The organism is Mesorhizobium amorphae CCNWGS0123 (assembly GCF_001686985.1).
GTDB lineage: Bacteria > Pseudomonadota > Alphaproteobacteria > Rhizobiales > Rhizobiaceae > Mesorhizobium > Mesorhizobium amorphae.
The window spans coordinates 878,950-903,851 of sequence record NZ_CP015318.1 but is presented as its reverse complement, the minus strand read 5'-3'; the positions used below and the strand labels follow the sequence as shown (position 1 = coordinate 903,851).

23 protein-coding genes are annotated in these 24,902 nt (G+C 62.8%); 16 read left to right on the top strand and 7 right to left on the bottom strand.

Annotated elements, in window-relative coordinates; translation table 11 throughout:
- Window positions 1-10: 10 nt before the first annotated feature.
- Both A6B35_RS04335 and A6B35_RS04330 read right to left on the bottom strand, forming a co-directional pair.
- Entirely contained in the window at window positions 11-772 is a 762-nt protein-coding gene (locus A6B35_RS04335) for an ABC transporter permease (RefSeq protein WP_006206179.1), read from the bottom strand.
- Between the two features lie 14 nt (window positions 773-786).
- Window positions 787-1,713, bottom strand: coding sequence for an ABC transporter ATP-binding protein (locus A6B35_RS04330; protein ID WP_006206180.1), 927 nt, complete (start codon window positions 1,711-1,713; stop codon window positions 787-789).
- A 228-nt stretch (window positions 1,714-1,941) separates the two neighbouring features.
- Between A6B35_RS04330 and A6B35_RS04325 the strand changes: the two genes are divergently transcribed.
- The 3 genes from A6B35_RS04325 to A6B35_RS04315 all read left to right on the top strand — a co-directional run bounded on the left by A6B35_RS04325 (window position 1,942) and on the right by A6B35_RS04315 (window position 4,794).
- Window positions 1,942-3,303, top strand: a complete 1,362-nt coding sequence (locus tag A6B35_RS04325; RefSeq protein ID WP_006206181.1) for a cytochrome ubiquinol oxidase subunit I — start codon at window positions 1,942-1,944, stop codon at window positions 3,301-3,303.
- A gap of 12 nt (window positions 3,304-3,315) precedes the next feature.
- Complete coding sequence (locus A6B35_RS04320; RefSeq protein ID WP_006206182.1) at window positions 3,316-4,320, top strand: cytochrome d ubiquinol oxidase subunit II; 1,005 nt, start codon at window positions 3,316-3,318, stop codon at window positions 4,318-4,320.
- Window positions 4,321-4,506: 186 nt separating this feature from the next.
- A complete protein-coding gene (locus A6B35_RS04315; protein ID WP_006206183.1) occupies window positions 4,507-4,794 on the top strand; it encodes a GIY-YIG nuclease family protein in 288 nt (95 codons plus the stop codon).
- 140 nt (window positions 4,795-4,934) lie between these two features.
- Here the strand turns inward: A6B35_RS04315 and msrA are convergent, their stop codons facing one another.
- The 4 genes from msrA to A6B35_RS04295 form a co-directional block, all read right to left on the bottom strand.
- Window positions 4,935-5,675, bottom strand: a complete 741-nt coding sequence (msrA, locus tag A6B35_RS04310) for a peptide-methionine (S)-S-oxide reductase MsrA (protein ID WP_006206184.1) — start codon at window positions 5,673-5,675, stop codon at window positions 4,935-4,937.
- Between the two features lie 156 nt (window positions 5,676-5,831).
- On the bottom strand, window positions 5,832-6,176 hold the full coding sequence (locus tag A6B35_RS04305) for a hypothetical protein (protein WP_006206185.1): 345 nt from the start codon (window positions 6,174-6,176) through the stop codon (window positions 5,832-5,834).
- Between the two features lie 74 nt (window positions 6,177-6,250).
- Window positions 6,251-6,955, bottom strand: coding sequence for a DUF1223 domain-containing protein (locus A6B35_RS04300; RefSeq protein ID WP_006206186.1), 705 nt, complete (start codon window positions 6,953-6,955; stop codon window positions 6,251-6,253).
- Between the two features lie 390 nt (window positions 6,956-7,345).
- Window positions 7,346-8,422, bottom strand: coding sequence for a TadE/TadG family type IV pilus assembly protein (locus A6B35_RS04295; protein ID WP_006201098.1), 1,077 nt, complete (start codon window positions 8,420-8,422; stop codon window positions 7,346-7,348).
- A 495-nt stretch (window positions 8,423-8,917) separates the two neighbouring features.
- Between A6B35_RS04295 and lepA the strand changes: the two genes are divergently transcribed.
- The 12 genes from lepA (at window position 8,918) to A6B35_RS35410 (ending at window position 21,369) form a co-directional block, all read left to right on the top strand.
- The gene (gene lepA, locus A6B35_RS04290) at window positions 8,918-10,723 is read left to right on the top strand and encodes a translation elongation factor 4 (protein WP_006201099.1); all 1,806 of its coding nucleotides are present in this window, start codon (window positions 8,918-8,920) and stop codon (window positions 10,721-10,723) included.
- A 270-nt stretch (window positions 10,724-10,993) separates the two neighbouring features.
- The gene (locus A6B35_RS35420; RefSeq protein ID WP_006201100.1) at window positions 10,994-11,431 is read left to right on the top strand and encodes a hypothetical protein; all 438 of its coding nucleotides are present in this window, start codon (window positions 10,994-10,996) and stop codon (window positions 11,429-11,431) included.
- The gene (locus A6B35_RS35415) at window positions 11,431-12,678 is read left to right on the top strand and encodes a hypothetical protein (protein WP_139032191.1); all 1,248 of its coding nucleotides are present in this window, start codon (window positions 11,431-11,433) and stop codon (window positions 12,676-12,678) included. The genes A6B35_RS35420 and A6B35_RS35415 overlap by 1 nt, the downstream gene beginning before the upstream one ends.
- A complete protein-coding gene (dcd, locus tag A6B35_RS37480; protein WP_006201102.1) occupies window positions 12,653-13,285 on the top strand; it encodes a dCTP deaminase in 633 nt (210 codons plus the stop codon). Before A6B35_RS35415 ends, dcd begins: the two co-directional genes overlap by 26 nt.
- Window positions 13,286-13,458: 173 nt before the next feature.
- Complete coding sequence (locus A6B35_RS36125) at window positions 13,459-13,971, top strand: hypothetical protein (protein ID WP_006201103.1); 513 nt, start codon at window positions 13,459-13,461, stop codon at window positions 13,969-13,971.
- 10 nt (window positions 13,972-13,981) lie between these two features.
- Window positions 13,982-14,491 (top strand): hypothetical protein, encoded by a 510-nt coding sequence (locus A6B35_RS04270; protein WP_006201104.1) that lies wholly within the window; start codon window positions 13,982-13,984, stop codon window positions 14,489-14,491.
- 62 nt (window positions 14,492-14,553) lie between these two features.
- Complete coding sequence (locus A6B35_RS04265; protein ID WP_006201105.1) at window positions 14,554-14,901, top strand: hypothetical protein; 348 nt, start codon at window positions 14,554-14,556, stop codon at window positions 14,899-14,901.
- A 324-nt stretch (window positions 14,902-15,225) separates the two neighbouring features.
- Window positions 15,226-15,597 carry a hypothetical protein gene (locus tag A6B35_RS04260; RefSeq protein ID WP_006204295.1) on the top strand — a complete coding sequence of 124 codons (372 nt, stop codon included), beginning with the start codon at window positions 15,226-15,228 and terminating at the stop codon, window positions 15,595-15,597.
- Window positions 15,598-15,689: 92 nt separating this feature from the next.
- Window positions 15,690-16,061 carry an endonuclease domain-containing protein gene (locus A6B35_RS34240; protein ID WP_006204296.1) on the top strand — a complete coding sequence of 124 codons (372 nt, stop codon included), beginning with the start codon at window positions 15,690-15,692 and terminating at the stop codon, window positions 16,059-16,061.
- A gap of 176 nt (window positions 16,062-16,237) precedes the next feature.
- Window positions 16,238-18,265: a hydantoinase/oxoprolinase family protein gene (locus A6B35_RS04250; protein ID WP_006204297.1), complete on the top strand. Its 2,028-nt coding sequence runs from the start codon at window positions 16,238-16,240 to the stop codon at window positions 18,263-18,265.
- A 295-nt stretch (window positions 18,266-18,560) separates the two neighbouring features.
- The gene (locus tag A6B35_RS04245) at window positions 18,561-20,735 is read left to right on the top strand and encodes a malate synthase G (RefSeq protein ID WP_065518150.1); all 2,175 of its coding nucleotides are present in this window, start codon (window positions 18,561-18,563) and stop codon (window positions 20,733-20,735) included.
- 205 nt (window positions 20,736-20,940) lie between these two features.
- A complete protein-coding gene (locus A6B35_RS35410; protein ID WP_139032254.1) occupies window positions 20,941-21,369 on the top strand; it encodes a hypothetical protein in 429 nt (142 codons plus the stop codon).
- A 172-nt stretch (window positions 21,370-21,541) separates the two neighbouring features.
- Here the strand turns inward: A6B35_RS35410 and A6B35_RS04240 are convergent, their stop codons facing one another.
- Window positions 21,542-23,074, bottom strand: a complete 1,533-nt coding sequence (locus tag A6B35_RS04240; protein ID WP_006205387.1) for a YifB family Mg chelatase-like AAA ATPase — start codon at window positions 23,072-23,074, stop codon at window positions 21,542-21,544.
- 305 nt (window positions 23,075-23,379) lie between these two features.
- Between A6B35_RS04240 and A6B35_RS04235 the strand changes: the two genes are divergently transcribed.
- Window positions 23,380-24,885 carry an Ig-like domain-containing protein gene (locus A6B35_RS04235; RefSeq protein ID WP_006205386.1) on the top strand — a complete coding sequence of 502 codons (1,506 nt, stop codon included), beginning with the start codon at window positions 23,380-23,382 and terminating at the stop codon, window positions 24,883-24,885.
- Window positions 24,886-24,902: the final 17 nt, after the last annotated feature.

Genomic DNA, 24,902 nt, shown 5'->3' with positions numbered 1-24,902 from the left:
GGCCGACCGGTCAGTTCCTTAACCGGTAGCCCGTCCTGAAGATCCAGGCGACGATCGCTATGCAGATCAGCAGGAAGACAACCGTCATGCCGAGGCTGATGCCGACCGAGACATCCGACTTGCCGTAAAAGCTCCAGCGGAACCCGCTGATCAGATAGACGACCGGATTGAACAGCGTCACCGTGCGCCAGATGTCGGGCAGCATGTTGATCGAATAGAAGCTACCGCCAAGGAAGGTCAGCGGCGTGATGATCAGCAGCGGCACCAGCTGCAGCTGCTCGAAGCTCTTGGCCCAGATGCCGATGATGAAGCCGAACAGGCTGAAGGTCACCGCCGTCAGCACCAGGAAGGCGAGCATCCACACCGGGTGTTCGATGTGGAGCGGCACGAACAGCGACGCCGTCGCCAGGATGATCAGGCCAAGGATGATCGACTTGGTCGCCGCACCGCCGACATAGGCGATGACGATCTCGAGATAGGAGACCGGCGCCGACAAAAGCTCGTAGATCGAGCCGACGAATTTCGGGAAATAAATGGCGAAGGAGGCATTCGAGATCGACTGCGTCAAAAGCGACAGCATGATCAGCCCGGGCACGATGAAAGCGCCGTAGCTGATGCCGTCGATCTCGGTGATGCGCGAGCCGATGGCCGAGCCGAAGACGACGAAATAGAGCGATGTCGAGATGACCGGCGAGATGATGCTCTGCAGCACGGTGCGAAAGGCGCGCGCCATTTCCACCCGGTAGATTGCCCATACCGCACGAAGATTCATGGCCGCGCGCAGGTTCATGGCTCTTGCCTCAAGAGGTTGACGAAGATCTCCTCGAGCGAGCTGTTTTCCGTGTCCATGTCGCGGAAATGGATGCCGGCGGCCTCGAGGTCGCGCAGCAGCGAGGCGACGCCTGGCCGATCGCTCTGGTTGTCATAGGTGTAGGTCAGTTGCTGGCCGTCCGGCGACAGCTCGAGCGCATAGCGCGAGAGCTTTTCGGGGACGGTGGCGAGCGGGCTGCGCAGCTCCACCAACAGCCGCTTGCGGCCGAGCTTGCGCATCAATTCAGCCTTGTCGTCGACCAGGATGATCTCGCCGCGGTTGATGACGCCGACGCGGTCGGCCATCGCCTCGGCCTCCTCGATGTAATGCGTGGTCAGGATGATGGTGACGCCATCCTCGCGCAGCCGGCGCACCATCTCCCACATGTCCTGGCGCAGCTCGACGTCGACGCCGGCCGTCGGCTCGTCGAGGAACAGCACGCGCGGCTCGTGCGACAGCGCCTTGGCGATCATCAGCCGGCGCTTCATGCCGCCCGACAGCGTGATCGCCTTGGCGTCCTTCTTGTCCCACAGCGAGAGGTCGCGCAGCACCTTCTCGACGAATGCCGGGTTGGCCGGCTTGCCGAACAGGCCACGGCTGTAACTGACCGTCGCCCACACGCTCTCGAAGGCGTCGATGGTCAGCTCCTGCGGCACCAGCCCGATCAGGCTGCGCGCGGCGCGATAGTCTTTGTTGATATCGTTCCCGTCCACGGTGACGGTGCCCGACGAGCGGTTGACGATGCCGCAGACGATCGAGATCAGTGTCGTCTTGCCGGCGCCGTTCGGCCCGAGCAGCGCGAAGATTTCGCCGCGCTGGATGTCGAGGTTGATTTCCTTGAGCGCCTGGAAACCGGTGGCGTAGGTCTTGGTGACCCCGGAAATCGATATGATTGATGGCATGGCTGAAAACGGCTGCCTGAAACGTGTTGTTGTACGGAATCCGGTGAATGTCGGTGCGCGCGGCCGGAAGTCAATGCCGCTCCTGACAGTTCTGGCCATTGACAGTGTGTACAGCTGACGATTTGCGGCCGGATGCTGCGACAACGCGCCCCGCGTGACGCCAAGCCACTTTGACCCGGTCGGGCTTGCGCCCTATTCTGCAACGACAAGCAGCAGCCGGAGCCCGCCATGGACCCGCTCATTCTGTCGCGCATCCAGTTCGGCGCGAATATCTCGTTCCACATCCTGTTTCCGGCGATCACCATTGCACTTGGCTGGGTGCTGCTGTTCTTCAAGTTGCGTTACAACGCGACCGGCGATTCCGCCTGGATGCGCGCCTATTTCACCTGGGTGAAGGTGTTCGCTCTGTCCTTCGCCATGGGCGTGGTCTCCGGCGTCACCATGAGCTTCCAGTTCGGCACCAACTGGCCGGGCTATATGGAAACTGTCGGCAACATCGCCGGCCCGCTGCTCGCCTATGAGATCCTGACCGCCTTTTTCCTCGAGGCGGCCTTCCTCGGCATCATGCTGTTCGGCTTCCGCCGCGTCTCCAACCGCATCCACACCTTAGCCACGGTGCTGGTCGCCGGCGGCACGACGGCCTCGGCCTTCTGGATCATCGCGCTGAATTCCTGGATGCAGACGCCGGCCGGCTTCGAGATGCGCGATGGCGTGGCGCATGCGGTCGACTGGTGGGCGATCGTCTTCAACCCGTCCATGCCCTACCGGCTCGTCCACATGCTGCTCGCGTCGGGCCTGACGGTGTCCTTCCTGATCGCCGGCCTGTCGGCGCTGCGCTATCTCTACGGCGACCGTTCCGAATCGATGTGGAAGGCGCTGCGCACCGGCGTCTTCACCGCCGCGATCCTGATCCCGATCCAGATATTCGCCGGCGACCAGCACGGTCTGAACACGCTGGAGCACCAGCCGCAGAAGATCGCCGCCATGGAGGCCAACTGGAACACCGGCCCCAACGTGCCGCTGGTGCTGTTCGCGTGGCCCGACGAGGCGGCCAGGGAGAACAGGTTCGAGCTCGCCATCCCGGACGGCGCCAGCGTCGTGTTGCGGCACAGCACCGGCGGCGTGGTGCCGGGCCTCAACGACTATCCCGGCAACCATCCGCCGGTCCTCCCGGTGTTCTGGGGCTTTCGCATCATGGTCGGCACCGGCGTCCTGATGCTGATCGTTTCCTGGTCGGCCGCCTTCTTCCTCAAGCGCCGCCACAGCCTGCCCAAGCCGCTGGCGCTGCTGATGGTGCCGATGACCATCTCCGGATGGGTGGCGACGCTTGCCGGCTGGTACACGACAGAGATCGGCCGCCAGCCCTGGCTGGTCACCGGCGTGCTGAAAACCGCCGACGCCGTCGGCCCGGTCGCCGGCAGCCATGTCGCGCTGACGCTGGCCGTCTATCTCATCCTCTATGTGCTGCTTCTGATCGCCTATCTCGGCGTGCTGGTGCACCTGGCGCTGAAGGCGGCCAAGGATGGTGACGCCTCGCCGCTGCCCGGCGTCATGAACGCGGCATTGTCGCAACCGGCAGCGAGTGAGTAAGGGGAGAGACCAATGAGCTTCGACTGGCCAACCGCGCTCCCCCTGATCTTCGCCGGCCTGATGGGCCTCGCCATCCTGATCTACGTCATCCTCGATGGTTTCGATCTCGGCATCGGCATCCTGTTCGCGGCCGCCGAGGACGCCGAGCAGGACACGATGATCGCGGCAATCGGCCCGTTCTGGGACGCCAACGAAACCTGGCTGGTGCTGGCCGTCGGCCTGCTGCTGGTCGCCTTCCCGCTGGCGCACGGCACCATCCTGACAGCGCTCTACATTCCGGTGTTCCTGCTGCTCGTCGGCCTTATCCTGCGCGGCGTCGCCTTCGATTTCCGCGCCAAGGTGCCGGCCGGCAGAAAACATCGCTGGAACCGCATCTTCTTCCTCGGCTCGATCATCGCCTCGCTGGCGCAGGGCTACATGCTGGGCGTCTATGTGCTCGGCCTCGACGTCGGCTTTGGCGGCATCGCCTTCGGCGCGCTGGTCGCGCTCTGCCTCGCCGCCGCCTATGCGGCGATGGGCGCCGCCTGGCTGATCTACAAGACCGAGGGCGAATTGCAGAAGAAGGCGGTGGTCTGGCTGCGCACCGCACTCGTGCTGGCGGCGCTCGGCATGGTCGCGGTGTCGCTCGCCACGCCCTTCGCCAGCCCGCGCATCTTCGACAAATGGTTCGTCTGGCCGCAAATGCTCTATCTGTCGCCGCTGCCGATCCTGTCGGCGCTGCTGTTCGTCTGGCTGTGGCGGCAGACCTTCCATCTGCCAAGGCCCAACGACCGTCATGCGCTGACGCCGTTCCTGACTCTGGCCGCCATCTTCGCGCTCGGTTTCGCCGGGCTGGCCTGGTCGTTCTACCCGTTCGTCGTGCCCGACAAGCTGACCATCTGGCAGGCCGCGTCGGCGCCCGAAAGCCTCGCCATCATCCTCGCCGGCACGGTCGTCGTGCTGCCGATCATCATCTTCTATTCGTTTTATGCCTACCGGGTGTTCGGCGGCAAGGCGACGGACCTGACGTATGATTGAGAGGGGTGGCGGGAGATGTTGCCTTGGCTAAGAGGGGCGCATCCCTATCCCTTCGTCATCCTAGGGCGAAGCAAGGAGCGAAGCGACGCGGCGCAGACCCTGGGATCCATGCCGTGACGTTTGCTCCAGAATGCAACGGATCAGAATGGCACTTATGCGCGTACCGACGCTGATTACCCTGAAACTATGACCGGCTACGTCTATATGACCGCAAGCCAGAAGCGCGGCACAATCTATATCGGTGTCACCAACGATCTTGGCCGTCGAATACCGGAGCACAAGGCCGGCGAGGGCGCAAGTTTCACCAGCCGCTACGGTGTGCAACGGCTGGTCTGGTATGAGGAGTTCTTCGACATTACCGATGCCATCCAGCGCGAGAAATCACTGAAACGCTGGCCGAGACAGTGGAAGATCGAACTGATCGAGAAGACCAACCCGGAATGGTTTGAGCTCTTTCGAGGGACGGGCTGGTGACGCTCGATCGTGATCCGCAGGAGCACTAAACCACCGTCACGGCATGGATCCTGGGTCTCCGCGACGGAGCTTCGCTCCTGCTTCGCCCTAGGATGACGAAGGGAAGGACGGCATCATCCCGCGTCCCAAACCTCCGTCCCTCAACTCTTGCTGCTCGCCAGCACCAGCACCGGCTTCTCGCTATACAGCGCCGGGAACAGCTGCTTCAGGTTCGCCACCTTGGGCAGGTCGTTGTAGACGATGTAGGGATAGGTTGGGTTGAGCGTCAGAAAATCCTGATGGTAGGTCTCGGCCGGATAGAAGGCCTTGCCGGTCTCCAGCGTGGTGACGATCGGTTTCGAAAACACCTTGGCCTTGTCGAGCTGGGCGATGTAGCTCTCGGCGATCTTCTTCTGCGCGTCGTTCTCGGCAAAGATGGTCGAGCGGTATTGGGTGCCGCTGTCCGGACCCTGATAGTTCAGCTGCGTCGGATTGTGCGCCACCGAGAAATACACCTGCAGCAGCTGGCCGTAGGTCACCTTGGACGGGTCGTAGGTGATCTCGACCGATTCGGCGTGGCCGGTGCGGCCAGTGCCGACCGTCTCGTAGACGGCGTTTTCCTGGCTGCCGCCGGCATAGCCTGAAACGGCGCTGCTGACGCCCTTGACGTGCTGGAACACGCCTTGCACGCCCCAGAAACAGCCGCCGGCGAAGACTGCCTTCTCGGTGCCGCTGCTGGCCTTCTCGTCCATTGCCGGCGGCGGGATCACCACCGCGTCCTCGGCCGAGACGGCCGGGCTTTGCCACAGCGCGGCGCCCGCCGCCGCCAGGATGAGGGCGGCCAGCGCGCCCCTGGCGAAATTGGCCGATCGCCGCACGGCTTTGTCGTGAATGCCGGTCATGTCTGATCTCCCATGATGGTGTCCTATTATATGGCGGATCGCGCCGCCTTGTCTCACATTGCCGTGCGCGGCGCGCGCTCCGGTTCGGGCCAAAGGACCGTCCCTGACCTGGACAGGGAACGGCCATGGCCAGGGACGGCCGGAGGCGAGCCGAAGCTAGTTGGCCGCCCCCATCGCGTCGCAGGCCTTGCTCGCCTCGTCCTTCTTCATGGCGTCGGTTTCCATGGCGGCCTTGTCCATGCAGTCCTTCTTCATCGCATCGGTCGCCATCGCCGGTTTCATCGCATTTGTGCTCATTGCGTCGGTCGCCATGGCGCCGGCCGGTTTCATGGCGTCGGTCGCCGGTTTCATGGCGTCCGTTGCCGGCTTCATCGCGTCCGTGGCCATCGCGTTAGCCGGCTTCATTGCATCCTCGGCGCGAGCGATGCCGCCGGCAAACAGTGCCGTCGAGCAGAGCGCCAAGGCGAGTGCCGGCAGCGTCAGGCGAGAGAAATGGGTCATTATGGTCTCCTCTGGAGGGTTGATGGCACGAGGGCCGGGAAGTGCGCCGCCGCTCCATGCGGCGTCGCGAAATGCTAGTTGGTGGCGGCGGCCAGGATCGGCCCGCCGGGCGACTGCACCAGCACCGCGGTGCTGAGGCCGCCGGAATCGGCGGGCAGCGGCAGCGTGATCGCCTCGCCGCTCCAGCTGCCGAGCTTCGTCAGCGCATGGACGACATTGGCATGCGGCAAGGTGCGGCCGGTGTTTTCGCCTCGCGCCACCGGCACCTCGATGACGCCCTGGCGGTAGCGTACCAGCCAGACATCGGCGCGCCCGGCGGGCGCCTTGCCGGCGCCGATGGCGATCTTGCCGTTGGCGAGCGACAGAGACGGGCCCTTTATGCGGCCGCTGCTGGCAATCAGCCCCTCGATCTCGCCGGGACGGGCGCCGACCGCGTCGGCATCGCCATTGACCACAACCTGCGGCGTAAACGGACCCGAGCGGCCGAGCGCCGGCTCATAATTCACCTGGCGCTGCGTGAATTCTTCGCGGCCGAAAATGTCCTTCCAGCCGAGATAGTCCCAGTAGGTGACGTTGAACGACAGCGCCAGCACGCCGGACCGGTCCTTGACCTTGATCAGATTGGCATTGGCCGGCGGGCAGGACGAGCAGCCCTGGCTGGTGAACAGCTCGACCACGGTCAGCGGCTGGGCAGAGGCAGTGCCGGTCGCCGCAAGCGCCAGCAGCACCGCACCGGCGCCTAGCCGCATCGCGCCGCTTTTCGCCTTTGATCCAGTCATCTTGGGTCTCCGTTGCAAGCTGGGGCCATGACAACGGTTTCGCCGGCGCGCGGCGCTTCGTTACATCGTTCACCGCTTCGTGATCGGGTGCGCTCGCGCGCACGACGCTGGAGGTTGGCGAAAGCCGAGGCAACATCAGATCTCCCCCCTCGTGGGGGAGATGTCCGGCAGGACAGAGGGGGCGCCGTAGAGCATCAACAGAGGCACGCTCCACGAGCGTCGTCGTGCAAGCGTGGAACGTTGGTCAGATATTCAGCGAAACTTTGGGCCTCCTGATATCGAAGGCGGAGATCATGGACCTTGGCAAAGCCGGCGGGACAGCGCCCCCCTCTGGCCTGCCGGCCATCTCCCCCACGAGGGGGGAGATCGGCAGTTCAGGTGCCCCGCCCCCTATTGCGTCAGCACCGTATCCGAAGGTCGCTGGTTGAAGTCGCACTTCCCGGTCACGGTGTAGAAGAAGTCGGCGTTGCTGACCGGTGCCGGTACCGTGTTGCCGCCGTCCTCCCAGGCCTGGTAGCCCGGCTCGCCGCAGGGCACGGCGGTGAAGATGTCGACGGTCTGGCCGGTTGCGATCTCGGGCATGACGGTCGGGCTTGTGCCGATATAGAGCCGGTTGGAGGTGGCCGGATCGTTCGACTTCAGGATCTTCGGCGAGCCGGAGGGCACGTCCATCTGCAGATAGAGGCTGCTCATCAGGCTGACGTCGACCACGGCGCCGGCGCCATTGGCGGGATACATCGTATCGACACAACCATATTTGGTGCCGCTCGAGTCGGTCTGGATGGGCGTTCCGGCGGGCAGACTCTTCTGAAGGTCCTTGGTCTTGCCGACCACGCAGACCTGCTTCTGGACCGTCGTGGTGACGTCGGCGCCGCCCGAATTGGTGATGGTGTTGACGATGGCCGTGCCGTAGCCCTTCGGATCGCCGGTGTTGCCATAGGTATAGGTGATCGTCATCAGTGGTTTGGCTGTGGTGGCACCGAACTTCGTGCCGTAGAGCGTCATGGTCTTGCCCCAGTAGCCCGACACCTTCGTCACCTTGAACGTGGTCTGCACCAGCGCCGGCCGCTTGCGCACCGCCGAGCCGACGGCGACCTGCACCGTGTCGATCCTGGCGATCTGCATGAAATTGGTCGGCATCGGATAGCTCGCCGAGGCCCTGGCGGTGGCGGTGCCGTCGGCAGCGACGTCGAAGCTGTCGAGCTTGGCGGTGCCTTGCCCGCCATTGGCGGCGAAGGACTGCTCCAGTGCCGTCTGGCGGGCGGCAAGCGCCGTGCCGGTCGGCATCGTGGTGATCGACAGGATCGCCGCATCCAGCGCGTTCTGCATGTTGCCGCGCGTCTGGACGGCCGAAGTGTAGTCAACCGAAAAGCCGACGGCGAGCGCCAGCGGGACCAGGGCGATGATGAAGACGGGCACGAGCGAGCCGCTGGTCGAGCGGAGGAACTGTCTTGCAAACCTGGGCATCTTTGCGCTTTCGAAGGCTGAGGTTGGCCGGTTGTGTGGCCGCGAACTATGCCCCAAACCCGTGGATTAAAGATTAAGGGAGTCTAATGTTCCGATACACCTCTGCCGACGCCTGCGCGGGTAGTCCCGGCAAGGGCATCAGGTGGTGAGCGAGGGGCGCCGCCCCTCACCTGCCTGCCGGCATCCTCTCCCCGTATAGTGACGGGGAGAGGGGTGCTCTCATCGACGATTTCGCCAATCATCAGCGTCGCAGGAAAGGTGCCGAGGTCGCGGCCAGCCCCTTCTCCCCGTCACTATACGGGGAGAAGTGCCCAGCAGGGCGATGAGGGGCGGCACAGACCTCCCGGGACCATGCGCCGGAAGCGGCATGCCGCGTAGCCCTTCGCTGTCGCTTCGGGCGTTCGTTGTTCGGAAAGCCAGGCGGTTGGCTTTCCGTCCGCTGCGCGGACCAACCCCCGCTTGCCCCTGCAACCCGCCCCTGCTAAAGGCCGCCGCATGACCACCCCGCTCGACCACATCCGCAATTTCTCCATCGTCGCCCATATCGACCATGGCAAATCCACGCTTGCCGACCGGCTGATCCAGTCCACCGGCGGGCTGGAGCTGCGCGACATGAAGGAGCAGGTGCTGGACTCGATGGACATCGAGCGCGAGCGCGGCATCACCATCAAGGCGCAGACGGTGCGGCTGAAATACCGCGCCAACAATGGCGAGGACTATATCCTCAACCTCATCGACACGCCCGGCCATGTCGACTTCGCCTATGAAGTGTCGCGTTCGCTGGCCGCCTGCGAGGGCTCGCTGCTGGTCGTCGACGCCAGCCAGGGCGTTGAGGCGCAGACGCTGGCCAATGTCTACCAGGCCATCGACAACAACCACGAGATCGTCGTGGTGCTGAACAAGGTCGACCTGCCGGCCGCCGAGCCCGAGCGCATCCGCGAGCAGGTCGAGGAAGTCATCGGCATCGACGCCTCCAACGCCGTGCTGATCTCGGCCAAGACCGGCCTCGGCATTCCAGACGTGCTGGAAGCGATCGTCCATCAATTGCCGCCGCCGCGCGAAGGCGATGTCGCCGCCCCCCTGAAGGCGATGCTGGTCGACAGCTGGTACGACGCCTATCTCGGCGTCATCGTGCTGGTGCGCATCATCGACGGCGTGCTGAAGAAGGGCCAGACCATCCGCATGATGGGCACCGGCGCCAAGTACCTGGTCGAGCGCACCGGCGTCTTCACCCCTGCCCGCATCAATGTCGACGAGCTCGGCCCCGGCGAGTTCGGCTTCTTCACCGGCTCGATCAAGGAAGTGGCCGACACCCGCGTCGGCGACACCATCACCGAGGACAGGCGCCAGACGGCGCATGCCCTGCCCGGCTTCAAGCCGGCGCAGCCGGTGGTGTTCTGCGGCCTGTTCCCGGTCGACGCCGCCGATTTCGAGGATCTGCGCGCCGCGGTCGGCAAGCTGCGCCTCAACGACGCTTCCTTCTCCTATGAAATGGAAACCAGTGCGGCGCTCGGCTTCGGCTATCGCTGCGGCTTCCTTGGCCTGCTGCACCTCGAAATCATCCAGGAGCGGCTGGAGCGCGAGTTCAACCTCGACCTTATCGCCACTGCACCGAGCGTCGTCTACCGCCTGGCCCTCAATGACGGCACGGTCAAGGAACTGCACAACCCGGCCGACATGCCCGACGTGGTGAAAATCTCGGCCATCGAGGAGCCGTGGATCCGCGCCACCATTTTGACCCCCGACGACTATCTCGGCGGCATCCTGAAGCTCTGCCAGGACAGGCGCGGAATCCAGGCCGACCTGTCCTATGTCGGCAAGCGCGCCATGCTGACCTACGACCTGCCGCTCAACGAGGTCGTCTTCGATTTCTACGATCGGCTGAAGTCGATCTCCAAGGGCTACGCCTCCTTCGACTACCATTTGACCGACTACAAGGAAGGCGACCTGGTCAAGATGTCGATCCTGGTCAATGAGGAGCCGGTCGACGCGCTGTCGATGCTGGTCCACCGCACGGCGGCGGAAAAGCGCGGCCGCCAGATGTGCGAGAAGCTGAAGGAGCTGATCCCGCACCATCTGTTCAAGATCCCGATCCAGGCCGCCATCGGCGGCAAGGTCATCGCCCGCGAGACCATCTCGGCGCTGCGCAAGGACGTCACCGCCAAATGCTACGGCGGCGACGTCTCGCGCAAACGCAAGCTGCTCGACAAGCAGAAAGAGGGCAAGAAGCGGATGCGCCAGTTCGGCAAGGTGGATATTCCGCAGGAGGCGTTTATCCAGGCGCTGAAGATGGGCGATTGAGCGGACGCCCAAGCGAACGCGAATAACGAGGGTTGGACGGAAGTGTGGCTTCGTCGTTGCGCATGTTCCCTCTTTGTTCTTGATTTGCTACCACAAACTGATACTATCCACACCCCAAAAAAAATCCCGCCTAATGGAAAGCTGGGGATTCCCTAGCATCAGCGTACGTGATTCAATGGGAACCTGGTCGCGGCCTCGCGGAGGTGACCAGGAATCTGGGAGTAGCGCAGAACGAGTTCAAATTCGTAGGTCACTCAAGGGGAGAAGCTGATGGCCGAGTTCGGACATAAGGCTGAGGTAAGCGATCTTTCTCTTCTATCGCTTCTAGCTGCGCATGAAATTGAGCGACTTCAGCGGGAAGAGCCGTCTGATGGTCGGTATCTGGCAGAATTGCGAGATCGGTTGGAGGAGCAAATCTCTGGGCCGTCGCGTGCCGACATTAGAAATATTGCCCCTAATACAGTGCAGTTGTACCGCCAAGCTGTTCATGCAGCTATCCAAGCTGACCCGGGGGACTTTGCCGCTTTGAGGGCGGAGATCACCAATCTCTTAGAGGAGCTTAGGCGGGTATCCGAGAGGGCAAAAGATCGCGGCGCTATTGGCAATTTGACTCCTTTGTTGGCGTTTGTGTCGGCTCTGCATCGTCAGCTGCTCGCTCAAAAGCAAAGAACTTACGCAAATCGAAGCACAAGCCGTTACCGTGTATAATGACACTAAGGTATTCGCGGCAAAAAATCGAGGCCGCCCTTCAGCTTCTTGCTGAGTTTGAAGGAGCTTCCTTTCCTCATACAGATTCTACCAAAGCGGTGGAGGAGCTTAAGGCGCTTCTTAAGGAAACAAGTAAGCAGATAGGTGCCAACGCTGCTTCTGTTTTAACCACTCAAACAGAAATGGAGGCGACTACACTAATTTCTGAAATACTGGAACTTCTTGGAGTGATTTCGAACTCAGCTAACGTTCGAAATTCGTTTGAGATACATGGACCAGTTCATGACCTTATTTCACGGTTACTTGGAGACGAACGAGCTAAATTTATAGTCTCTTTTGAATGGAACTATATCCCGTACACCTACCCCCAAACACATCCGTGTCTCCCTTCTTTCGTCATAATAGGGCTCCCCGCATCTGAGGCGTCAAACGCGCTAGTTTTACCAGTGATTGGGCATGAGCTTGGTCATTCACTCTGGCGATCGGGAAAGTTTAAAAGTCAGTTTGAGGCTGAAATAAATCGATCGATAATCGCTAGTATCAAGGGTTCATATAAGAGTCAATATGAGGCGATCTTTAGGAGATTTGGGATTTCGGCAGACAGGTGCGATGAATATCAAAATATTGGAACATGGAGTGACGCCGCAGAATACGCTTTTAGTCAAGTTGAAGAAATATTTTCGGATTTTACAGGCCTGTTCATATTTGGTGGAAGCTATCTAGATTCTTTTGAATATTTATTAAGTCCGGCACTTTCCCCTGAGCGCACCCCTGATTATCCACCCGTTTCGCTCCGGGCCGAGCACCTACGGAACTACGCGAACAAAATAGGTGTTGCTGTAGAATCTGATTTTCACTCTAGGTTCGAAAACCAGACAAACCCGTTTCGCAGTGACAGCAATGACCAACTCCAAATGGATCTTGCCGACGAGGCCTCGTCCGCATTGGTGTCCTCGATTGCAGATCACGTATTCAACACATGCAGAGGTAGGGGAATTCTGCCGCCATCTGGCGATGAGACGAACGCAATTCTCGAGATGTTTCTCTTGGGCGTGCCAGCCGAGCAGACCGCTGGATTCGGCGCAATTCTGAATGCTGGATGGTCGGCTTTCAAGAACGCGAGTTTCATGCCAAAAAACAACGACGCAGATCGTATTGCGGCGATAAATGAGCTTGTGCTAAAGAGCATTGAAGTATTCGAGATAGAAAGGATGACCAAGCGTGATCCTAAAGCGAAGCGTACTTAAAGACGCTCTTCAGGGTGTCGGCGAATTTAAGGACGATCGCTTATTTATAATCCCACTACTATCTGCGATTTCGGACAAAAATTTAGGCAACGCGTCTGTAGATCTTCGGCTTGGTCGTTGGTTTTTGACCTTGCAGCAATCGAGTAGAACTCAGTTAGATTTTTTTGAGCCAAAGAAGAATCAAGAGAAATCGCTAGGTAGAAATGACTTTATCCGATTTGATTCATACTATGTGTTGCACCCAGGGCGGTTTGTGTTGGGATCGACTCTCGAATGGATAAGAATGCCGACAAGCTGTGCTGGATCGATTGTAGGAAAGTCGTCATTGGGTCGGCACGGCCTTATCATAGAAACAGCACCGGTCGTCCATCCTGCATTTTCAGGTAGCTTAACCTTGGAATTGGCAAACGTCGGCGAGGTACCGATTGCGCTGAGACCTGGGATGGAAATTGCCCAATTGCAAGTAATGCGCGCTGAAGGTGAGGGACAGGATACAGGTAGATTTAAGGGCTACCGACGCCCGACCTTGGGTTCAGTCTCGACAGATCCGATACAGCAACGTCTGATAAAGGGCCGATATTCGCCACTGACCAAGTCATCAACGTAGTTTGCGCAACGGCAGATGCGGTGCTCGCGAGTGGAACGGCGATTTAGTTGGATCTCGCTTTGCGCGAACCATCGGCTGTTCTGAACATTGAGCTATTGGCCCGATGTGCTTTCAGGTGCCTTTGAGAAACGTGCCATGCTGCGCTATCCTCTCCCGGCTTGGGGAGACATCACATGCGCTCCATTCTCGACACCGTCGCCGCGATCGGCCTCGCCATCGGCGGCGCTTTCGGCCTCGCTGGCACCTTTGTGGCGAGCGCGGAGCTGCGCGAAACGCTCTGGGCGTTCGACGGCGTGGCGCTTGTGGTGGCAACCGCCCTGCTGACGATGAAATACCAGCGGCTGGGCAATGACTGCGTCGCGGCCGGGTTCCTCACCTTCGTCGCCGGCGAGAGCCTGCTGCTGTCAGGCAATGCGGCGGGTCTGGAGGCTAGTGTTCCCTCCTATGTCGGCGGCATCTCGCTCTGGGCGGCGGCCCTTGTCCTGATCAGCGCGCCGAACACCTTTGCCCTGTGGATGCGGCTCACAGGCTTCATCGCCGCCGTGCTGTTTGCCGTGTCGGTGGGCATGGTCCTCTGGGGCGCGCCCTTGCTGCCGACCTCGTCGCCCTTGCCTGCCGCCGGCTATCCGTTCCTGGTGCTGACCTTCATCGGCTGGATCTGGACGCTGATGAAGCCCGAACGGTGAGCGGCAAAAAATGTCCACCCCGCTCGAACTCCGCAACAGCGTCACGGGAAAAATCTTCCCGGCCCTCGGGCCGTTCATCATCGGCGCGATGTTCGGCTTCGGCGCGCTGCAGGGGCTGGCGTCGGGCGCCGATGGCGGGCATGTGCTGGTCATCGCGGTGCTGGCGGTGCCGTGCCTGGCGCTCGGCGCATCAATCGCGCGCGGCGCCTTCGACACTTCGGTCAAGGTCGTCTTGGATCAGCGCGGCTTCCGCGATGCTCGCGCCGGCGATGTGCTGGTGCCGTGGCACGAGGTGCGCAGCGTGCGTCTCACCTCCGGCAAGGGCTCGGCGATGCTCAATTTCGAGCTCACCGGGGAGCCGCCCGACGCGATCAAATATGCGCCGGCCAATGCGCTGAGCCGGATCCTGCCCTTCGGCAAGACCATCGTGCACATGGAGGTCTCCTCGCTCGATGTCCGCGGCGAGGACATGATCGACGCGATCCGGCAGTTCGCGCCGCATGTGGTGGTGGCGCGCTGAAGGGGATGATGGCGGTCGGCCGCTGATCATGCGAGCTTGCGTCTCCGATTCGGGACACCGCCATGCTTCGCCTCGCCCTCGCCACCCTGCTCCTCGCCACCCCGGCGCATGCCGCCGAGATGGCATTCTTCGTCAAGAACCTGCGTAGCCAAGCGGTGGCGGTCGAGCTGTTCAGCCGCAACCGCGAGACCGTCTGGCCGGGCGGCGACAGCGTGTTCCTGATCCAGCCGGGTTCGCAGAAATCGGTGCCGATCTCCTGCAATCCGGGCGAAAGCATCTGCTACGGCGCCTGGGTCAACGGCAACGACCAGATCAATGCCGGTGTCGGCCCCGACAACGACCAGCCTTGCGACAATTGCTGCTTCATCTGCGTGGAGAAGACGACGGAGACGATTGACCTGGTGCCGTAGCGGGGGCGCTTCTCCCTTCTCCCCTTGTGGGGGAGATGCCGGCAGGGCAGAGGGGGGTGCTGTCCCGCCGACCTGTCGGTCAATGCAGCTATGCCGTATGCTAATTTTTCGGCTGTTGAACCGCAGACGTTTGCGATCCTTCGCGCCCCCCTCTGTCCTGCCGGACATCTCCCCCACAAGGGGGGAGATTGGCTGTAGCGTCGCTTTCGCCAATACCCCAAAATCAGTCAGGGATTATCGCCATTATTCCCTTGGCATCCGCCAACATCATGCGATGATTCACCCCTCGGCCGTGGGGGTCGATTCTCAATCCCTGGGGGTTTTATGTCTTTCGCCTTTCCGCGCCGTATCGTCGTCGCGCTCTCGCTCGCGGCCCTGTTCGCGCCCGCCGCTCATGCCGGCGACGTCACCTTCGAGATCAAGAACAGCCATCCCAACGCCATGCGCGTCGAGCTCTACAGCCAGGACCGCGACTATGTCTGGCCGGGCGATGGCAAGGATTTCTATCTCGACGACGGCGAGACCAAGCAACTGCCGATCTCCTGCGAGGAAGGCGAATCGATCTGCTACGGCGCCTGGGTCGACGGCGACGAGGCGACCTATTGGGGCGTCGGCCCCAACAACAAGGAAAAGTGCGAAGACTGCTGCTACACCTGCAGCGGCGGCGAGACCGAGGAAATCGACCTGGTGGAGTGATCTGCCGATCTCCCCCCTCGTGGGGTAGATGTCCGGCAGGACAGAGGGGGGCGCCGTAGGGCGTCAACCTCAACAGCCACCGAGCATCAACAATGCCTCATACGCCCTTGCCTCCAAAACACCGCGCAAACGCCAGGTCGATGCGCAAGGTCATGACATCAGCCGAATTGAAGCTCTGGAACGAGCTTCGCGCGCATCGGCTGATGGGGCTTGGCTTCCGGAGGCAAGTTCCGATCGCCGACTACATCGTCGACTTCGCGTGTCCAGAGAAGAAACTCGTCGTCGAAGTCGACGGCAGCCAGCATGCGGAAGCTGATGCCGTTGTCGCCGACGAAGCGAGGACAGCGCGTCTGGAACAGGATGGTTGGACCGTCCTGCGCTTTTGGAACGACGACATCCTTCGTGACATCGACAATGTCTGCCAGCATATTGTGATTGCGGCCGGGCTCACTGGGGCGCCTTAGGTCGCGGCGAAGTGGGCGATCCTTCGCGCCCCCCTCTGGCCTGCCGGCCATCTCCCCCACGAGGGGGGAGATTATGCTCTCCTTCCTTGGCCCAGCGCTCGCCGCTTTATCGACCGGGCCGTATCGGCTAAGGGCTTCGCAGCAAGAACCCTCGCTGCCCGGACCGCCGCCAAAAAATGACCGCCAAGCCAAAACCCCTGCCTCTGTTCCTCGGCATCGACACCGGCGGCACCTATACCGATGCCGTGCTGTGGTCGGAAAGCGGCAGCCCGCGTGGCAAGGTGCTGGCCAAGGCCAAGGCGCTGACGACGCGGCATGATCTGGCGGTCGGCATTTCCGGCGCGGTCGATGCGGTGCTGGAAAAATCCCGCACCGATCCCACGGCGATAAAGCTGGTGTCGATGTCGACTACATTGGCCACCAACGCGCTGGTCGAGGGCCAGGGCGGCCGCGTGGCGCTGGTCATGATCGGCTTTTCCGAGACCGACCTTGCCCGCGACGGGCTGAAGACGGCTTTGGGCACCGACCCCGTGGTGTTCTGCCCCGGCGGCCACGATGTCCACGGCAATGCGGCCAAGCTCGATTTGTCCGGGCTGGAAGCCGCGCTCCCCGAGCTCGGCGGCTCGGTGTCGGGCTTTGCCGTCTGCGCCTACTTCGCCACCCGCAACCCGGCGCATGAGATCGCCGCCCGCGAGCTGATCCGCGAGAAGACCGGCCTGCCGGTCACCGCCAGCCACGAACTGTCGGCAAAACTCGGCGGCCCGCGCCGGGCGCTGACGACGCTGCTCAACGCCAGGCTGATCTCGATGATCGACCGGCTGGTGGCGGCGACCGAAGGCTTTTTGGAAGCGCGCAAGATCGCGGCACCCCTGATGGTGGTGCGCGGCGACGGCGCCTTGGTGTCGGCGGCTTTCGCCCGCCAGCGGCCGATCGAGACCATATTGTCGGGCCCGGCCGCCAGCCTGGTCGGCGCCCGCCACATGACCGGGCTCGACGACGCCGTCGTCTCCGACATTGGCGGCACCACCACCGACGTCGCCGTGCTCGACGGCGGCCGCCCCCGGCTCGACCCGGAAGGCGCCACCGTGGGCGGCTTCCGCACCATGGTCGAGGCGGTGGCCATGCGCACCTTCGGCCTCGGCGGCGATTCCGAAGTGGCGCTGGAGGACGGCGCGCTCAACCCAAAGATCCTGCTCGGGCCGCGCCGCCTGGTGCCGCTGGCGCTGGCCGGCATGGTGCATGGCGAGGCGGTGACCGTCGAACTGGAACGCCAGCTGCGCGCGCCCAACCCCGGCCGCATGGATGGCCGCTTCGCGGTGCGCACCGGTGTGCCGGAGCGGCTGGCGGCAGGCCTGACCGGCGCCGAGGCCAAGCTCTACGAATTGATTGGCGCCACCCCGCTGCCGCTCGACAGGCTGCTCACCTCCAACGCCCAGAACGCCACGCTGAACCGGCTGGTGTCGCGCGGGCTGGTGCATATTTCGGGCTTCACCCCGTCGGATGCCGCCCATGTGCTGGGCAAGCAGGCCAATTGGCACGCCGCCCCGGCCCGTCTCGGCGCCGAGCTGTTCGCCCGCAAGCGCGACGGCAGGGGACAGGCGATCGCCGCCACGCCGGAGGCGATTTCCGAGCGCGTGCTGCTGACGCTGACCCGCTGGTCGGCCGAATACATCCTCGAAACCGCCTTCGCCGAGGATGGGCTGGATGGCGCCGCCACCGTGGCGCACGCGCTGGTGCAGCGCGCCGTCGATTCCCATCCCGGCATCGCCCGCCTCAGCGTCGCGCTCGACCGTCCGGTCATCGGCCTCGGCGCCTCGGCGCCGCTGCACTATGCCGGGCTGCCGCCGCTGGTCGGCAATGGCTGCGTGGTGCCCGACGATACCGACGTCGCCAACGCGCTCGGCGCCGTCGTCGGCCAGGTCCGCGTCTCGGCCGAGGCCCGCGTCAGCCAGCCCGTGGAGGGCCTGTTCCGCCTCGCATCGGGTGAAAGCGTGCGCGATTTCACCGACGAGGCTTCCGCTGTGGCGGCAGCCGAGGCCGATGTGCGGGCCATCGCCGCCAAACGGGCGAAAGACGCCGGCACCGACAGCGCCGAGATCGAAGTCGCCACCGAATTCAGCGTCTCCACCGTCGAAAGCCAGCGCATGTTCATCGAAGCGCATGTGGTGGCGGTGGCGTCGGGACGGCCAAGGATTGCGGTTTGAGGGCGCCCTTTTCCTTCTCCCCTTGTGGGAGAAGGTGGATCGGCGCGCAGCGCCGAGACGGATGAGGGGTGCGCGAAGGATCAGCGTCGGTGCCAAGCTGGAGCACCCCTCATCCGACCTCGCTTCGCGAGGCCACCTTCTCCCACAAGGGGAGAAGGGGGAGCCACGCCAACCAGCGCCGGCGCTCGGGCATCCGAAATGGACGCGATTTGCCCACCTTCACCCTAAGCCGAATTGACCCTTCACCCCCGACATGCCAAAGGCCCGGCCTAGCCTTTCATCTGGAGACGCCCTGATGACCGATCGCGTTGAGATCGCTGGATTGCGGACTGCCCGCGAGCTGCATGACTTCGTCGTGAACGAAGCGCTGCCCGGCACCGGCATCGCCGCCGATGCGTTCTGGAACGGTTTTTCCGCAATCATCCATGATCTCGCACCTAGGAACCGGGCGCTGCTGGCAAAACGCGACGCCATGCAGGAGCAACTCGACGGCTGGTACCGCGACAATGGCGCGCCGCTCGACATGGAGGCCTACAAGACTTTCCTGAAGGAGATCGGCTATCTCGTCCCTGAGGGCCCGGCCTTCAGCGTCTCCACCGAAAATGTCGATCCGGAGATCGCGGTCGTCGCCGGGCCGCAGCTGGTGGTGCCGGTGATGAATGCGCGCTATGCGCTGAACGCCGCCAATGCCCGCTGGGGTTCGCTCTATGACGCGCTCTACGGCACCGATGCCATCCCTGAAACGGGCGGCGCGGAAAAAGGCAAGGGGTTCAACCCCGTGCGCGGCGCCAAGGTGGTTGCCTGGGCCAAGGACTTCCTCGACCAGTCGGTGCCGCTTACCTCGGGCAAATGGGCCGGGGTCAACGGCCTGTCGGTGGCGAATGGCGCGCTGAAGCTCAGCGCCGGCGCCGGCGGCACCACGCTGGCCGATCCGAAACAGTTTGCCGGCTATCGCGGCGATGCCGCCACGCCCGAGGCCGTGCTGCTGGTCAAGAATGGCCTGCATATCGAGATCACCATCGACCGCGCCAACCAGATCGGCCGCACCGACCCGGCGGGGATCGCCGACATCATCCTGGAATCGGCGCTGACCACCATCCAGGATTGCGAGGATTCGGTCGCGGCGGTGGACGCCGAGGACAAGGTCATCGTCTACCGCAACTGGCTCGGCCTGATGAAGGGCGATTTGGCCGAAGAGATCAGCAAGGGCGGCAAGACGTTTGTCCGCAAGCTCAATCCCGATCGCGGCTACACTGCGCCGTCCGGCGGCCAGCTTGCGCTGCCCGGCCGTTCGCTGATGCTGGTGCGCAATGTCGGCCACCTGATGACCAACCCGGCGATATCGGACCGCGACGGCAACGAGGTGCCGGAAGGCATCATGGACGCGGCGATGACGGCGCTGATCGCGCTGCACGATGTCGGGCCGGGCGGACGGCGGATGAATTCCCGCGCCGGCTCGATGTATGTGGTGAAGCCGAAGATGCACGGGCCGGAGGAGGTCGCCTTCGCCGTCGAGATTTTCGATCGCGTCGAAGCGCTGCTCGGCATGGCCAAAAACACCATCAAGATGGGCATCATGGACGAGGAGCGGCGCACAACCGTCAACCTCAAGGAGGCGATCCGCTCGGCAAGAGAGCGCGTGGTGTTCATCAACACCGGTTTCCTCGACCGCACCGGCGACGAGATCCACACCTCGATGGAAGCCGGCCCGATGATCCGCAAGGGCGACATGAAGCAGGCCGCCTGGATTTCCGCCTACGAGGCCTGGAATGTCGACACCGGGCTCGAATGCGGCCTGGCCGGCCACGCCCAGATCGGCAAGGGCATGTGGGCGATGCCCGACCTGATGGCGGCGATGCTGGTCGAGAAGATCGCCCACCCGAAGGCCGGCGCCAACACCGCCTGGGTGCCGTCACCGACGGCTGCGACGCTGCACGCCACTCACTACCACAAGGTCGATGTGCATGAAGTGCAGGCGGCGCTGAAGAGCCGGCCCAAGGCCAAGCTCGACGATATATTGTCGGTGCCGGTGGCGGTGCGACCCAACTGGACGCCGGACGAGGTCCAGCGCGAACTCGACAACAACGCGCAGGGCATTCTGGGCTATGTCGTGCGCTGGGTCGACCAGGGCGTCGGCTGCTCAAAAGTGCCAGATATCAACGATGTCGGGCTGATGGAGGATCGCGCCACGCTGCGCATTTCCTCGCAGCACATCGCCAACTGGCTGCGCCACGATGTCTGCTCGAAGATCCAGGTCATGGATGCCTTGCAGCGCATGGCGGCCATCGTCGACCGCCAGAATGTCGGCGACCCGCTCTATCAGCCGATGGCGCCCGACTTCGACAGCTCCATCGCCTTCCAGGCCGCCTGCGACCTGGTCTTCAAGGGCAGCGTCCAGCCCAACGGTTACACCGAGCCGGTGCTGCACAGGCGGCGGCTGGAGTTGAAGGCGCGCGCGCAAGAAAGTTGAGAACGCGGAAACGGCCGCGCTTTTCGGACGCGCCACTTCGAGGATGCCAATCAATACAGGCTCCGTTGTGGATGTGCTTGGCCTATTTCACGGGGTTTTGATCAGGATCCTGGCCTCGTCGGTCGGATTGCATGTAAAAGCAGTATGACACAAGGGAAGTCCGTGATAGTTCTGCGAGCCAATATTTGGCTTGAGGGAGCGACAAATGGGAAGGTTCCTTGCGTCTGGAAACATGCATCGTCGTATTGTCATCTTGATACTGGCAGCGTGTTTTTACACGCCTGCCCAAGCGGGTCACACGTTTTACGGTATGTATTATAAAAATGTAAAATCAGGGATAAATACTTATATATACAAAAATGACGAGATATATCAGGATTGCACTATTTCACACCTGAAGGCAAAGGTAAGCTCTTACCCGGAGCACGGTACCCTGGTGCTTTCCGAGGGGGCGGTTGAAAACACCTACAGCAAGTTGCTGCCGCAATCGAAATGCCCCCGCAAGGTTTCAAGGGGGATCAAGGGATATTATCAATCCACGGCTGGATATCAGGGCAAAGACAAAGCGGTTTTCTCAGCGATTGATCCGGCCGGCAACACAAGATACACGACGATATATCTGACCGTCAGATAGGATCTCCGAGGTTTCGTTGCGGACGTGACAGGACGGACAGCTTTCCAATCAACCCTTGTCCTGAAACATCAGCCGAATCCGCCGCTGCCTGTCTCCCGAGGAGATTTGCATGCGCCGCAGACCCGACCTGACGCCAAGCCTATCGGCGCAGCGCACGAGGCAATGTCAAAAGCTAAGCCGCCTGCGCCATCCGCTCCGACATCATGCGGTAGGAAATCGCCTCGGCCAGATGGATGCGGCCGACCGTTTCGCTGGCGTCGAGGTCGGCCAGTGTCCGCGCCACTTTCAGCACCCGGTGGTACGCACGCGCGGAAAAGCCGAGCTTTTCGCTGGCGTCCTTCAGCAGCGTCAGGCCGGCAGCATCCGGCACGGCGATCTCCTCGATGATCGAGGGCGAGCAATGCGCGTTCGTGGTGGCGCTGGTGACGCCTAGCCGCTCGAAACGCTCGCGCTGGATGGTGCGGGCGCGCGCCACGCGCAGTGCCACGGCCGCACTGTTCTCCGCCTTGTCGGGCCGGATCAGATCGCTGGCCGAAACCGCCGGGACTTCGATGCGGAGATCGATGCGGTCGAGCAACGGGCCGGAAATGCGCGCCTGGTAGTCGGTGCGGCAGCGCTCGCCGCGCAGGCAGCGATAGCCGGGCTCGCCGGCCATGCCGCAGCGGCACGGGTTCATCGCCGCGACCAGCTGGATGCGCGCCGGATAGGTGACGCGATGGTTGGCGCGCGCGATCATGCAGTCGCCGGTCTCCAGCGGCTGGCGCAGTGCGTCGAGAGTCTGCGGCGTGAATTCGGGAAACTCGTCGAGGAACAGCACGCCGTGATGGGCAAGCGAAACCTCACCCGGCCGCGCCCGCAAGCCGCCGCCAACCATCGCCGCCATCGAGGCCGAATGGTGCGGGGCGCGGAACGGCCGCCGGTCGGTCAGCTTGCCTTCGCCGAGCTCGCCGGCCACCGAGGCGATCATCGAGACTTCCAGAAGTTCCTTCGGCGCCAGCGGCGGCAGGATCGACGGCAGCCTTTGCGCCAGCATCGATTTGCCCGAACCTGGCGGTCCGACCATCAAGAGGTTGTGTCCGCCGGCGGCCGCCACCTCCAGCGCCCGCTTGGCGCTCTCCTGGCCCTTGATGTCGGCGAGGTCGGGCAGGTCGCGCGCCGAAACGTGGATGCCGGCTTCCGGCCGCGACAGCACTTGCGTGCCGCGAAAATGATTGGCGATCGCAATCAGGCTGCGCGGTGCCAATATGTCGAAATCCTTGCCGGCCCAGGCCGCTTCCGGCCCGCAGGCGTGGGGGCAGATCAGGCCTTTGCCTTCGGCATTGGCGCCGATCGCCGCCGGCAGCGCGCCGGCCACAGCGGCAATGGTGCCGTCGAGCGACAATTCGCCGAGCACGACATAGCCGGCCAGCATGTCGCCCGGAATGGCGCCAAGTGCGGCCATCAGGCCGAGTGCGATGGGGAGGTCGTAATGGCTGCCTTCCTTGGGCAGGTCGGCAGGCGCCAGATTGACCGTCACCTTCTTCGACGGCATCGACAGGCCGGAGGCATGGAGTGCCGCCTGCACCCGTTCGCGGCTTTCGGCCACCGCCTTGTCGGCCAGGCCAACAATATGCATGTTGACCTTGCCCGGCGCGATCATCACCTGGACATCGACCGGCACGGCCTCGATGCCCTGGAAAGCAACCGTGCGAACCCGCGCCACCATATTTTCAACACCCCCGGACCTGGCTCGCTCGAAGCCGGTGCAATCAGGCCGTGAGCGAGACCAGGCAAGACAAGCACAGATTTCTGAGTTAATCAAGAACATTACGGGAACATACAGTCGCTGCCGTCTTCCGACGAAATGTCGACGCAACGCGCAGAACGCCATCGGACTGCCTCCGCCCGAGACAGAATTAACCAACATGGAAAGGCGGTTGGGTTTGTCACCGATCCGACTCGCATACGATGTTATGGTTGGACGTCGGGGGACATCCGCAGCGCGCCAGGCGCAAAAGCGAGGACGACAGGATGCCGACCTTAAGCAATGGCAGTGAGCTCACCGTATGGGAAGAACCCGAGAATCCCAATCCGAGCCCTGACGCGGTGCTTTTCAGCATCACGGAAACCGACGGCGACGTGATCGGACCGATAGGGGCAAAGGCGGATTTCCCATTCGGCGGGATCGACCTGGCTTCAGTCGATGTCTTCGACGGCTTCTTCACCATCACCAGCTTCACCCACGAGGGCAGGACCGAGACCTGGACGACGGTGGAAACGCAGGTGTTCGACAATGAAGGCAATTTCATCCGCACCCTGTCCGACCAGGCGGCCTACCTGTCGGCCCGGATCGTCTCGGTCAACGCCGACAGCCCCGACACCATCACGGTGACATGGATCAGTGCGAACGAATATTTCGGTGGCGAAAACACACAGTACGGCCAGCATCAGATCATCCTGGAAGGCGGCGCGGTTCAGCCCGACACCTTCGTCAACCACGCGCCCACGGTGGCCGATCTGAATGTGTCGGTTTCGCAGGGGCAATTTCTCGACGACATCAAGTTCAGCGCGGCGGATGCCGACTACGATCTCCTGAACTTTGTCGTCCTGGACGGGCCAGACCACGGCACCCTTGAGCCGAGCACGCATTTCGACGGCAATTACTATCCGTTTCACCAAGGTCACGTCGGCACCAGCCTGCATTATCATGCGGGCTTTCTGAGCGACAATCTGTTCGACTACACGCCCGAGGCCGGCTTCGTCGGCACCGACAGCTTTACGGTTTACGCCACCGATGGCCAGGGCAACAGCAATGTGGCGACGATTGCGATCACGGTCACACCCCCGGCCGAATCCATCACACTGACCGACGCCACGAACATCGGGAGCTATGGAAGCTACGATCATGCCGTGCTCGTCGCCGCACTGGGCGGCGACGACCGCGTCAGCGGCACCCCGTTCAACGATACGCTCGACGGCGGCGCAGGCCACGACCAGCTGTTCGGCGGCGAAGGCACCGACACGATCATCGGCGGTGCGGGCAGCGACTGGCTGAAGGGGGGTGCCGGCAATGACGAGATGAGCGGCGGTGCCGGTACGGACGGCATCCGCGGCGACACGGGCGACGATGCCCTCGACGGCGGCGCCGGCACCGACGACCTGCGGGGCGGCGCTGGCGACGACATCCTCAATGGCGGTGCCGGCCGCGACCGGCTGGCCGGCGATGCGGGCAGGGATGTCTTCGTGTTCGACGCGCTTGGGCCGGCGAACCACGACACTATCGACGACTTCAATCCGCTCGACGATATGTTCCGGCTGGACAGTTCCGTATTCGTCGGCCTGTCTGCCGGCCCGCTTTTCGCCGCGGTCTTCGCGCTCGGCGACAAAGCCACCGATGCCAGCGACCACATCCTTTACGACAACGCGACAGGCGCTCTGCTGTTCGATGTGGACGGGGTGGGCGGAGCGGCGGCCGTCCAGTTCGCCACCGTGCGCCCAGGCATCTCGCTCACCGCGGACGACTTCTTCGTGGTCTAGAGTAGCGGATTTCCGTC